This window comes from Dyadobacter sp. HNCC25DJ187, assembly GCF_056895255.1.
On sequence record NZ_JBXHAT010000002.1, the window covers coordinates 449,818 to 463,166 of the forward strand.

The following is a 13,349-nucleotide window of genomic DNA, read 5'->3' on the forward strand; positions in this document are numbered from 1 at the left end:
GTATTTTTGGCTTTTAAAAAGCTGGATTAATCTTGCCTTAAACTCCACTAATTACCACCGCCGGTTGTGGTGCCTGCTTTATCCTCCCGCACGGTAGGATATTTAATACCGAGTTGCTCCAGATAAGTCGCGTATTTGGATGGATCGTAATAATACTTCTTCATCTCAGGCCTGAACTCTTCCATGATTTTTTTATTGAGATGGATCGCCGGCTTATCCGTTTTTGAGATCAGAGGTGTATACTTCGTGTCTTTGGTCTGCACATCGTTGAAGTAAGTCCAGGCATTTTTTACAATTTCAGGCTTCACAAACATATCCAGCAAAGTGAGTGCTTCAGCTTTCGCGCCGGCCGTTACTCCCTTGTGCGCAATAGGTGTAGCCATCGCAATCGCATTGGCCCAGTGGTGACCAGGCAAGCCGGGAATATTGGATGGATAGTTCAATACGATGGTCGGTATGTTCCAGGAAATATCAGCGATATCATCCGAGCCACCACCACCTGCTGAAGGTGTAGTAGCAGGCTTTCTCAATTGACTGAGCGATGTACTCAAACCATCAAAACCTTTACCCGGCTCTGTCGGGCTTTGCATTTCTTTTTGCAAAGCTTTGGCCAGTTTCTGATCTTCCTCGCTCCATTTGGGTAAACCCACCATCTTGATATTTTCATACATGGCTTCGGCAATAGGCTGGTTCATATGTCCCGGCCATGCACTTCCCAGTACTTCGTATTTCATCGTTGTCTTCGTCATCTTGGCAGCCGCTTCCGCGATCCGTTTCCCATCTTCAAACATCTGCATGATTTTTGGGTAGCTGCGTTCACGGAAATAATACCAAACCGAAGCTTTGGAAGGAACCACATTAGGTTGGTCACCGCCGTCGGTAATAACATAATGCGAACGTTGCGTTGGCTCCATGTGCTCACGGTGATAGTTCCAGCCAATGTTCATCAGCTCCACGGCATCCAGAGCACTTTTCCCTCTCCAGGGAGCTCCGCCGGCATGCGATGCCTGTCCTTCAAAATCATAGCGCACCGAGATCATCCCTACCATACCGCCATCTCCATACGAAGTACCCAGATTGTTACCTACGTGTGTAAAAATACAAGCGTCCACATCTTTGAAATAACCATCACGGACATAGTAAGCTTTGGTAGCCAGCTGCTCTTCTGCAACTCCCGGCCATAGCATGATCGTACCGGGAATTTTCTCCCGCTCCATTACTTTTTTCAAAGCCAGTACGGCAGTCACGTTCAGCGGCTGACCAGAATTATGTCCTTCGCCATGTCCCGGTGCGCCTGCCACAATAGGATCGTGGTAGGCAACGCCGGGCTTTTGGGACGCTTTGGGAATGCAGTCAATATCACTGCCTACTGCTATTACCGGCTTACCCGACCCCCATTTTGCAGTCCACGCAGTAGGCACGCCTGAGATACCGTATTCGATCGTAAAACCATTTTTCTTTAAAATATCTGTCAGGTATTTTGATGTTTCTACTTCCTGGAAACCAAGCTCTCCGAAACTGAATATCATATCCACCATTTCCTGAGAGAACTTCTGGTTCTTGTCAATTTCTTTGGTGAGCTCCGTTTTGAGTGCATCAATTTTTGCCGGGGTCATTTTTGTTTGTGCTTCCGCACTAGTCGACAAAAACGCCAGGGTACCTGCCAGACAAATCCCTTTGGACAAAATATGTTTGTAGTGAGCAATGCCACGTAAATTCCTTTTCATGAAGAACAGATTAAAGGTTTAAAATCAGTTATCAGATTGTACTCAATCATCTGCGAAAACAGCTAACGGGGAAGCGAAAATGCCGGTTTAATCACGTACACTCTCAACTATTGACTTCCCCATTGCCTTTCCAACGGCGCTTACCAACTACTTTACAAAAGCTTATTGGTAGAAAGCTCAGAATTAGGAATCGGGAAAATGTACTCCGGTTGTGTGGGAGCTATTGATGGAGCCGAAAGACCACCACTTCCCTTGGCAGGAATCGTTAGCAGATTTCTTGTAAGATCATTCGACCTGAAACCTTCTCCCAAAAGCTCTATCCTTCTTTCGATCAGAATGGTTTTTACCAGGGCATCCGCTGTTGCTGTTGCACTTGCCGGGAATTCGTATGTCGCATCAGACCGTTTTCTGACTGCGTTCAAAAGTGCCGTGGCCTTTTGCAGGTCGCCCGTTTTGGCCGCAGCTTCAGCGTAGTTGAGCAATACCTCGGCGTATCTGATCAATGGTACATAATCCAGCGTCGGATTGGTCTGATTGTATTTTTTCAGGTAACTAAGCGTTCCCGAAACCCTGACGAACTCTGTTCTTCTTGTATCAGTGGCCCGCCATGTAGCATCACCCAAAATTCCGGACGGATTCAGGTTATACTCCACGTTCTGGTTATAGATGTATGCCAAAGAATTTTGACCGCTGATCAGGTTCAACGCAGTCATTGGCATAGAGAAGATCGACTCAACAGTTGTGAAGTTTGTAGTAAATACAGGAGCGATACTGGCCTGTAATGCATGCCTCACGCCGGTTGCTGCCGTGAATGGCGCCGTATCGGACACAATCTTTTTAGACTCTTCCACCACTTTGGCATAATTACCCATATTCAGGTAGACTCTTGTTTTGAGTGCGATAGCAGAGTTTTTATGAGCTCTTGTCGTGTTCAACAGCGCAGTTGAATAGTTCAATGGCAGGTCCGTCTCAGCTGCTTCCAGATCAGCAAGAATCTGCGCATATACCTGCGCCACAGTACTTCTGGCAAGATCATTGTTAGCTGGCGTTTTTTCTCCCCTCAGACGAAGCGGTATACCCGGAGATGCTCCCTGATCTTTGGTGAAAGGTTGTCCGTAACGCGTGATCAGATTGAAATAACCAATGGCCCTCACAAATTTGGCTTCCGCAAGATACTGTGCAGCAGTGGCTGCGGGAACCGCATCGGGATGTTCAGCCAGTCCATCAATGATCAGGTTCGCAGCATTAATCGCTGTATACGCCGTACCCCAGGCAGACGAGGCATCATTAGAACCTGAAGTTACAGTATGACTCCAGGCATCATAGCCGGTAAACACGTTCTGAGTACGGTTAATAAACTCCTCTCCGCGGATATCTGCCAGCATCAGATACCTTCCTCCCAGAAAACTACCATTTTTCAAAGCCGCGTACATCCCATTGACCTGCCCAAGAACCCGCTCAGGTGTGTCAAACAGGAAGGCATCCTGCAGAGAAGTATCAGGTACCGGGTTCAGAAGCTCTTTTTCATTACAGGAAACCAGAGCTGGGCCTAACGGAAGTACCGCTACCGCCAGCTTAAGTGCAAATGTTCTTATCGGATTAACATTGATCTGTTTCATAATCATAAATAAGTTTTTGAGGATATCAGAATCCGAGATTCAAACCGAATGTAATTGTACGCCCCTGCGGAATTGAGTTTTTGTCAACACCAGGGGTAGTATTGGAATTACCATTTACTGAAATTTCAGGATCCGTACCTGTGTATTTAGTCAGGATAAATGCGTTGAATACCTGTGTATAGAGCCTTACAGAACTGATCCCGATTTTGCTTAGGGCAGGCGTTGGCACTTTGTATCCCAGAGAAACAGACTGTAATCTCAGGAAATCGCCTTTTTCAGCATTTTCAGAAATAGGCCATGATGAACCGTTGGAAAGCAAATCACCATACACCACGCGCGGGATATTCGTCACCTGACCTGGCGTTGTCCAGCGTTCAAGCACCTCGGTAGTATTATTCCAGAAACGCTGGTCGCGCCAGGTACCTTTCGTTCCGTTCATGACCATGTTACCGCCGGAGTAAGTGAAATTGACGCCCAGATCAAAGTTTCCATACTTGATGGTATTGATAAACCCACCATAATACGTTGGCAGCGCGTTACCCAGCAGGTAGTAATCATTCACCCCGATAGCAGGTGCTGCCGTACCGTCAAGGTAAGTCCAGCGGCTACCTCCTGATGGTACAACGTGACTGTACTGAACCCTGTCGCCAGCACCGTTGATAAATACGCGCTGACCGTTTTCAGGATTTACTCCATCTGTTTTCGCTCCATACAAACTACCCACAGAATAGCCTACACGCGTGATATTGGTTGCTTCGGCAGCGGTAGATGTGGTTCCAACAAGTTCGGTACCTGCTCCGTAGAGCTCAGTAACCTTATTTTTATTTTTGGTATAGTTGATGCTCGTGTTCCAGCTAAACTTACCTCGGCGGATAATGCTGGCATTGATACCCAGTTCAAGACCGCGGTTGTACATGCTACCGATGTTCATCAGAATCGCGTCTCCGGGAATCCCTTTGGAAGGAGATTGTGGCACGTTCAGAATCAAACCGTTCACACTGTTTGCGTAATAGGTTGCCTCCAGTTGAATACGGTCATTGAGAAAACTCAGATCCGCTCCAATGTTTGTCTGGTTACTTGTTTCCCAGCCCAGATCAGGATTTCCGCCCTGGCTAAAATTCCAGGTCGGAACAGCTGCGTAAAGAGATGATTCATATAGGGCCAGTGAGCCGAAAGGACTCACCCCGGAATTTCCTACACGACCCCAGCTAGCGCGTATTTTCACACTGCTCATGATATTGGCGAGTGCAGAAGATTTGTAAAAATCTTCCTCAGATAATGTCCAGCCACCGGAAACACCACCAAAATTCCCATATTTTTTACCGCTACCCAAAGCTGAATTTCCATCGCGACGGTAGTTCAAAGTAAAGAAGTAGCGCTTGTCGAAATCATAGGTAAAACGGGAGAAAAACGACACAAGTGCAGATTGCGTCAACACATTGGCGGTTGGCGCAATCTGCCCGTAGCTTCCCTGAATCTCATTGAAGAAAGGATCAGACAACTGCGTACGGGTAGCTCCCCAACCTGAGGTGTTAAATTTCTGAATGTCATAACCGGCCAGAAGAGAAACATTATGTTTCGTAGCAAACGAGGTCTGATAGTTCAGCGTGCTTGTCCAGTTCAGGTTATTGATCAGCCTGCTGCTGTTGGTTGCACTTCCGTTGGTTGAAAAACCGGGACCGTGTACAGGACTATTAAATGCCACATTCTCTACTTTGAGACGGTCCATGGCATAGTTAAATTTGTATTGAAGACCTTTCACAATCTTTACTGTAGCTCCGAAATTGGCAATGATACGATCATTTTCAGAGGTGTACTTGTTCAGATCCAGAAGGGGAATCGGGTTGTAGAAGTTGCTGGCAACATTATTATTGCCCATGCCCATCGTATTGGAATTACTCAAATTATAGGAACCGTCGGGATTCACCGCATACACGTTGGGTGCAGAAAGCCACGCCAGACGAGCCGAACCTACCAAACCAAAAGCATTACCTGACAGAGATCCCGTATTGGGTGAAGAGTTCAGACTGGTATTGTAATTGATATTACTCGAAAACGACAACCATGAATTCAGCTTATGATCCACATTAAAACGGGCAGCTTTTCTGGTGAATTCATTGGTTTTAAGAATCCCGCTCTGATTGCTGTAGTTACTCGAAAAATAGTACTTCGTAGATTCTGAACCACCCGAAATGCTTACGCTGTGATTTTGCGAAAAGCCTGTCTGATATACTTTATCGTACCAGTTGGTGTTCACAATCGAGCCGTCTTCATTGTACGTAGGAAAAAACAGTGCAGAGGCGACGGCATCATTGTTGGCATTTCCACCTAAAATTTTGGCATTCATAACTGCCTCATTTTTAATGGTCATAAACTGTTCCGCGTCCAGCATCGTTGGCAGACGGGTAGCTCTTGTGGCGCCAGCCCAGCCTTCATAAGTAACCTTTGCTTTTCCTGTTTTACCGCTTTTGGTAGTGATCAACAATACACCTGCAGCAGCCCTTGAACCATAAATAGAAGTAGAAGCCGCATCTTTCAATACGTCAATTGATTCGATATCAGCCGGATTAATATCACCAAGCGGGTTATTGGCAACAGTTGAGTTGGCAGAAACATCGCCGGTATTGATAGGAATGCCATCCACAACAATAAGCGGATACGAGCTTAATGAAATTGAGTTAATCCCACGGATTCTGATTACCGGCGCGTTGTTCAAAACACCATTTGGCTGACCTATGCTTACTCCGGTTGCGCGTCCTGCTAAACCCTGGTCAAAACTCTGAACGGGCATATCTTTGAGCTTCTCTCCTGAAACACGCGCCGCCGAACCCGTAAATTCCTCCTTCGACATCGTGCCATATCCCACGACCATCAATTCACTCAACTGACGTGTACTTGCTGCCAATTTGATGTTCAGGGCAGTCTGGCTACCCACTGTAATTTCCTGCGCGACATACCCTACATAGGAAAACACAAGCACCTGAGTTCCTTTGTCCGAAACTTTCAGGCTGTACTTCCCCTCCATATCGGTGATAGTCCCCGTCGTTGTTCCTTTGATCAGTACCGACACACCCGGTAACGCGTCCCCGTTTTCCGAGTCTGTAATTATACCCGAAATTTCCTTATCGGCCATCTTTGATTCTGCAGAGGGTAGTTCTGTCCTAAGCAGGCCAGTCATTTTGGTCTCCTTCTCAATGATAACAACAGTGCCCTTTTGTTCCCGGTAAGCAAGTTTGGTAGGGCTCAGCATTTCGTCGAGCACCTCGTCGACGCGCTTTTTGCTGGCATTGATATTGACCCTGTAAGGTGCAATCAGATCTTCATTGTAGACAAAACGAAAACCTGTCTTTTTATTAATAACCCCGAGCGCATCTTTAAGACTTTTGTCTTTCAGCGTAAGATCAATTGTCACCTCCTGAAGGCTCTGTGAGCGTGATGGTCCCGCCTGCAATCCGGAATGCGCTGTAACAACCAGTAAAACAAGGAAACAGGAGAATTTGAGTGTCCATTTAGTAATGGACAGTAAACTACTGGTACAATTTTTCATACCTTTGAATGTGTTTTGGGTTAGTCGTTAAAACATTAATTCAAACATTTGATAGCTGGTCAGTTGGTGATTGGCGTTACGTTCTGATCTGTCTATCCAAGCATTCCGGCGGACTTCTGTTCGCCGGTTTATTTTTTGTATTGTCTTCTACATAGGCACCTTATTAATTGATTTCTTCTTTTTACTTATTGTTACCCTTCTATTTTCAATCTTATAAGTCAGACTGTTGGCCATACTGAGTAATTCCAGTATATGGTCGAGTGAGTCGGTGGAAACAAACTCTGCTGATGTCCTGTAATATTTGATACTTTCATCAGTAAGTATCACACTTACATCAAACTTGTTTTCAATCACTGCCAGAATATGTTCGAGCGATTCATTGTCAAAAAGCAATCTACCAGCTGTCCATGCTACTGAATTGGCACTGTTTACTGCTACCTTTTTTATTTCCCTGGTTTTCAAGTTAACACTGACCTGCTCATCAGGAAGTAAAACCTTTGTAACCTTCCTCATATTTTCACACGCCGGCTTTTCAACAGCCACCTTACCCCTGGTAACGGTAACCTGTATATTTTGCAAATGACTATAAGATCGGATGTTGAAGGCTGTACCTAGAACCTTTGTCGTTGTTCCTGCCGCCGAAACCACAAACGGACGCTTTTCATCTTTTTTGATATCAAAATATACCTCTCCTTCCACCAATATTACCCTTCTTTCATCCGGGTCGAAACGGGCCGGATATTTTACCGCAGTTGATTCATTCAGCCACAACAGAGATCCATCGGATAGCCTGATCTTCTTTTTTTGATTCTTTCCTGTGTAAACCCTTACCAAACTAGTCTCGTAAACAAATTGATGCAGCCTGGATCTGTTCATAATTGCAAAAATACCTATGCCTATGATCATCAGCAGACTTGCTGCTACTCGTAAAGTATTGACCCTTATACCGAAAACACACTCCGGCATATGTTTAATTACTTTCAGCTCTCTGTCGCACTTTGCCTCTTCGAGCTGTCTGTTAAGAATCTCATCAAGCTTCCCCTGTTTCAGTAAATGAAAAAAAGCTTCCATCTCCTCCTGGCCCAGTTTATTGCTGATGTACCTCTTCACAAGAACTTCCAAGAATTGCTTCTCTTCCATGTAGCAGGGATTTACTGTAGTAAGACGTAAAGCTTCGAAAAGAGGGTACCCCTAAATATAAAAAAAAGTAAATTTATATTTTTCACAAACCCAATCGACAGGAGAGTATAATCTTAATCAATATATTGATAAACAGATATTAATGTATACAATAAACTAAAATTAACCTAATATACAAAATCAAGTTAAATTAGAATATTAATATTAAATATTAAGACATATGTAGGTTACCTAAGGATGTACCCAAAGGACGAAATTGATAATAAGGAATTACTACTGAATTGAAATAAAACAAAGAGCTATCAGCGAAAACGACACTCCAAAACTTTTCTGTGCAGAGCATTTCAGCAATCTGATGATTTTTACCATGTGCTTTTTGATGGCGTTTCGTGAAATACCCAACGCTTCGGCAGCTTCATCGTAGGTATAGTCCATATCACGACAGAGCTTGAACACCTCCTGATTTCTCGGAGACATACTGTGTAATACTTCGGCCAGATACTGCCTGTATTCTTCCGACTGATAAGCGTCCTCTACACTATTGTAATGATGTTCACCTGCACGAATAATACGCTCTTTCAGGGACTGTTCCACTGCAGCCCGTCTGAGAAAATCAAGGACATGATTCTTGGCTACTTTATACAAATAAGGCCTGAATGCATTTACTTCATTCAGATATGCTCTTTTTTCCCACACCTTGATAAAGATCTCCTGACACAGGTCGTCGGTGTGATCATATGTTTTGACAAATTTTAAAACATATCGCTGTATCTCGGAATAATACTGATTGTACAATGCATCAAACGAATCCCTATCTCCCAGAGATACTTCATTCAATAAGGCAATTTCATCGATTTTAACCATCTTTGACAACGCTTTTGGACTTTCAGAATTTCATATCGGCTTACTAAGATAGCTATATAATTATAATTATTTTATCATTTAAAAAATACCATCCCCTTTATTTTGCTATTCGCACGAAATACATTAGCATAATTATGATTTTTATGGTTTATGTCAAATATTATTCTGAATACCCCAAATATTGAAGCTTATTTAAAACTATTCTGACCATACGATTCCATACCAATTACTTCATGATAGCTGTAATACAGAGAGTGCGGGAAGCCTCCGTAACCATTGATAAAAATATCTCAGGGAAAATAAATAACGGATTACTCGTGCTGTTGGGCATTACTCATACCGACACTACAGAGGATCTTGAATGGCTTGGCAAAAAGATAGTGGGATTACGAATTTTCGGCGATGAGGACGGGAAAATGAATCTGGATTTAAAATCAGTGGATGGAGACATCCTGCTCGTAAGTCAGTTCACCCTGCATGCAAGTACGAAAAAGGGAAACCGTCCTTCATTTATAGAAGCAGCAAGACCGGAAATAGCCATTCCTCTGTATGAACAGATGATTTCATTTTTACAAAACCAAACCGGGAAACCAATTCAGTGCGGACAATTTGGTGCCGACATGAAAGTAGCACTTCTTAACGACGGTCCGGTTACGATCGTGATCGACTCTAAAAACAGAATCTGATGGTGGCTGCGGAGCAACTCAATATTAAACATAATTCATACAAAATGACTATAGAAGAAGCACAACAGCAGGTGGATACCTGGATAAAAACGTATGGAGTCCGTTATTTCTCAGAACTGACTAACATGACCATCCTGACTGAAGAAGTAGGAGAACTAGCCAGAATCATGGCCAGAACCTATGGAGACCAGTCCTTCAAAAAATCGGATCTGGGAAAAGACCTGGCCGATGAAATGGCCGATGTACTATGGGTGTTAATCTGTCTTGCTAATCAGACAGGCATCAATCTGACAGAAGCATTTGAGAAAAACATGGCTAAAAAAACCGGTCGCGACAAAGACCGCCATCAAGCCAACGACAAACTAAAGTAGAAAGCTCACTCAGGCTGCATAACAGGGCCGCCTGAGTGAGCTCGACAAAGTAAAAAAACTTTCCCAACCCTAGTGGATCATCAATAAGAACGACCTTTCAGCTAACCCAAAAGTTATAAATTATTTCCAGTTTTTTCTTAGAAAACGCAGCCAGTTTCCGTGCATCACGTTTTCTATATCTGCCGGTGTATAGCCTCTCTGTTGCAGGATCGTCGTGACTTTCTGTAGATCGGCAATAGTTTCCAAATCATAAGGACTCTGCTCTGTACCAAAAGCGCCATCCAGATCAGAGCCAATCCCAATATGAAGCGCATTACCGGCAAGCTGACAAATATGATCCAGGTGATCCACCATCACGGCCAAATCACAGTTCATGCCACGTGGCGTTGACGCCCCCCTTACCCAGTTGGGCACCATCATCCAGGCGTCCAGAGCGCCACCGATCACAGCGCCCCGACTGATCAGTTCTTTGATCTGCTCATCGCTGAACTGGCGGTTGTGGTTTACCAGACTCCTGCAAAGATTATGAGATGCCCAAACCGGACCATTAAAGTGATCCATCGCCTCCCAGAAACTGTCATCACAAAGATGTGTTGCATCCAGTATTATATTCAGCCGTTCCATTTCTTTAAGCAGATCCTGTCCCGCTTTACCCATAAAGCCAGCGGCATCCGTCCCCTGCGCATAGCGTCCCGGGCCATAATGTGCGGGCCCGATCGCACGCAGACCATACTGATACGCACGCTCAACGTGTCCCAGCGTAACCAGCGAGTCAGCGCCCTCCAGGCTCAGGATATAACCAATTGGCTTACTGCTGTTGGGCGTGCCATCACTCCAAAGTGTGAGGTGTTTTTCAAGCGATTCAAGATTATTGATCTGCACCATTTCGCCACACTCTTCCATACTCTGATACCAGGCGATCTGTGCCTGCGTCATCGCCCAGGCCTGCTCGGGAGAATTCCAGCCAGGAATCAGACTTCCCGGTTTCACGAACCTTGCAATTTGCGTAGCCACAACCAAACCAATATTCCCCTCCCGCAACGCGGGAAAAGTGACAGTGCCTTTGGCTCGATCCGGCTTGTCGGTCATTCCCTCTTCCCTTGCGCGAACATCCGTTACAGGCAGCCGCAGATCACGGTTCCATTCCACAGCATTCATGCTCAGGTCCAGATGGGCATCGAATATAAACATAAGTTTGCTAATTAATCATGTAGTTCAAACAAGGCTTCTACCTCTACAGGGATATTGTCGGGTAACGAGCCCATTCCTACTGCGCTGCGTACACCAATCCCGTTTTCAGTGCCATAAATATGCGCAAAAAGTTCGCTACACCCATTGATTACATAAGGATGGCGCTCAAAATCTGCTGTACAGTTAACCATACCCAGTATCTTAACTACACGCTTGATCCGATTCAAACTGCCAACATTCTCCTTAATCGTAGCAAGCATCGTCAATCCTACCTGACGGGCCGCCAACTTTCCGTCTTCAATATCCATATCACTTCCGATACGGCCGATGATCAGGCTCTTGTCATCGCGAACGGGCCCATGCCCCGACAGATACAAATACTTTCCATCAATCAGGCAAGGTTTGTATACACCCAATGGTGTAGGTGCTGGTGGCAATGATAAATTCAATGATGCAAATGCCTCTTCAGGACTAACAATGGTTGTTTCAATACTCATACTATATGATTTTAACTTTCTATTTATTGTAGTAAACCTGTGGTTTGAAATTCACTTTTCGTCATTAGACCGGATATATAAAGTGTAACACTGCCGAACTACCGGCAAAAGTTTCACTTTGGGAAGAAATTCCTATTGGCAAACTTCCAGCGTGCTACTACTGTTTATCCCACCAGACACGGGTCATGAGATCATCAGCACCTTGTCTCTGAATTGCCGCATTGTAAGCTACTCTGTTCAAAGTCTGCTCGCTTACAGGATACAGGAATCTGCGGAATATCTTGCCTCCTGTTGCATTACCAGGGTATACATTGGGTACCAGAGCAGGATAACCCGTACGGCGATAATTATTGTACACTTCCTGTGCATCGGGGAAAAGTCCAACCCAGAATTCGTTGTAGATCTGCTCGGTGCGCTCAGCAATAGTTCCGCTGGTTTTGAAAGCATGAGCAGCCACATAGCTATCCACACGAGACTGAGCAATGGTACCAGTCATACCGCTGATCAGATCCCATTGTCTCATCGCGGCGCGAATACCTGTCTCATATAAATTCGCTGCAGTTTCGATCGTATACCATCCTTTTAAAGCCGCCTCAGCCAGCAAAAAATTAGATTCAGCTGCTGTGAACAGCAACAACGGCGCATCCTGTTTCAACACAGTTGTTTGCTTCGGCTCAGAATACGTAATGAAATTTGAAGGCTTCACTCCATTGATCGTAGCCGGCATACCCTTCTGGATCGATTCATCAGCACTGGCCACACCATTCACATACACCACTGATAACACACCCAACCGGGGATCATTATTAGCCTTCAATGCATTGATAAATACATCCTGGTACTTTCCACCTTCGGTATTATTGGTTCCGTCAGCACGCATGTAGTTATCATTCAGCAACTGCCATGCTATCGGATTCTTATTAATATTCTGCCCACCGGATGTATAGCTTACTTTTGCGATATCGGCATACTCTCTGATCACACCACCTGCAATCGCTTTGGTTACCCAGCTTTGTGAAGCAGTGGCATCAACTTTACTCAAACGCATACCCAACCGCAGCATCAGAGAATAGGCAAACTTTTTCCACTGGTTAACATTTCCCTGATAAATCAGATCAGAATTACCAAAAGAAGCCGCGCCTGATGCATTCAAACTGGTTGCTGCTGCTTCTAGCTCATTGAGCATATCAGGATAAATCGTGCTCTGGGTATCATACTTAGGCTGAAAAATCGAAAGATTGTAGCCCTGCCCCGCTTCAGAATAAGGAATATCTCCGTACAAATCAGTCAGACGACTGAAACAATATACCTTCCATATACGCGCCATAGCATACATGTTCACACGTGCAGGATCATCTTTCAAAGCCTTGATCACCTCCCCGATTTCGTTGATCTGCGCAGGATAGGCATTTGTAAAAACACCACCGGTTGCATTGACCTGAGATGCTACATACTTTGAGCCGAAACCTTCCACATCATTATAGCTTGTCGTATACTGCATCAGTCCGAACAAAAGCGCACCCTTGTTCCCGCTAAACTGAGCACCATCATAAATCGCTTTACTAAATATGTAGGGCGTATTAGGAATCGTCACCGCATTGGGGTTGGTATTTAGCTCCACAAAACCTTTATCGCAGGAAGTAAGCAACAGCGCACTGCAGGCTAACAATATCGTATGTTTTATAAATGACTTTTTCATTGCTTTTC

Annotated in this window: 10 protein-coding genes; 2 read left to right on the top strand and 8 right to left on the bottom strand. The window is 44.7% G+C overall.

Translation table 11 applies throughout. The features are described 5' to 3' along the window. Positions 1-47: 47 nt before the first annotated feature. The 5 genes from AC1XUE_RS12935 to AC1XUE_RS12955 form a co-directional block, all read right to left on the bottom strand. Complete coding sequence (locus tag AC1XUE_RS12935) at positions 48-1,616, bottom strand: amidohydrolase (RefSeq protein WP_483357990.1); 1,569 nt, start codon at positions 1,614-1,616, stop codon at positions 48-50. Positions 1,617-1,879: 263 nt separating this feature from the next. Continuing rightward, entirely contained in the window at positions 1,880-3,346 is a 1,467-nt protein-coding gene (locus tag AC1XUE_RS12940; RefSeq protein WP_483356397.1) for a RagB/SusD family nutrient uptake outer membrane protein, read from the bottom strand. Positions 3,347-3,371: 25 nt separating this feature from the next. After that, positions 3,372-6,893 carry a SusC/RagA family TonB-linked outer membrane protein gene (locus tag AC1XUE_RS12945; RefSeq protein ID WP_483356398.1) on the bottom strand — a complete coding sequence of 1,174 codons (3,522 nt, stop codon included), beginning with the start codon at positions 6,891-6,893 and terminating at the stop codon, positions 3,372-3,374. Between the two features lie 147 nt (positions 6,894-7,040). Beyond that, complete coding sequence (locus AC1XUE_RS12950; protein WP_483356399.1) at positions 7,041-8,033, bottom strand: FecR family protein; 993 nt, start codon at positions 8,031-8,033, stop codon at positions 7,041-7,043. 273 nt (positions 8,034-8,306) lie between these two features. Beyond that, positions 8,307-8,897, bottom strand: coding sequence for an RNA polymerase sigma factor (locus AC1XUE_RS12955; protein ID WP_483356400.1), 591 nt, complete (start codon positions 8,895-8,897; stop codon positions 8,307-8,309). A 233-nt stretch (positions 8,898-9,130) separates the two neighbouring features. Here AC1XUE_RS12955 and dtd point away from each other — a divergent pair, with 233 nt between their 5' ends. Both dtd and AC1XUE_RS12965 read left to right on the top strand, forming a co-directional pair. Continuing rightward, positions 9,131-9,583, top strand: coding sequence for a D-aminoacyl-tRNA deacylase (gene dtd / locus AC1XUE_RS12960; RefSeq protein ID WP_483356401.1), 453 nt, complete (start codon positions 9,131-9,133; stop codon positions 9,581-9,583). Between the two features lie 44 nt (positions 9,584-9,627). Beyond that, positions 9,628-9,954 carry a nucleotide pyrophosphohydrolase gene (locus AC1XUE_RS12965; RefSeq protein WP_483356402.1) on the top strand — a complete coding sequence of 109 codons (327 nt, stop codon included), beginning with the start codon at positions 9,628-9,630 and terminating at the stop codon, positions 9,952-9,954. A gap of 120 nt (positions 9,955-10,074) precedes the next feature. Here the strand turns inward: AC1XUE_RS12965 and AC1XUE_RS12970 are convergent, their stop codons facing one another. The 3 genes from AC1XUE_RS12970 to AC1XUE_RS12980 form a co-directional block, all read right to left on the bottom strand. Then, a complete protein-coding gene (locus AC1XUE_RS12970) occupies positions 10,075-11,145 on the bottom strand; it encodes a dipeptidase (RefSeq protein WP_483356403.1) in 1,071 nt (356 codons plus the stop codon). Positions 11,146-11,156: 11 nt separating this feature from the next. Next, positions 11,157-11,642, bottom strand: coding sequence for a RidA family protein (locus AC1XUE_RS12975; RefSeq protein WP_483356404.1), 486 nt, complete (start codon positions 11,640-11,642; stop codon positions 11,157-11,159). 157 nt (positions 11,643-11,799) lie between these two features. Then, positions 11,800-13,341, bottom strand: coding sequence for a SusD/RagB family nutrient-binding outer membrane lipoprotein (locus tag AC1XUE_RS12980; RefSeq protein ID WP_483356405.1), 1,542 nt, complete (start codon positions 13,339-13,341; stop codon positions 11,800-11,802). Between the last annotated feature and the right edge of the window lie 8 nt (positions 13,342-13,349).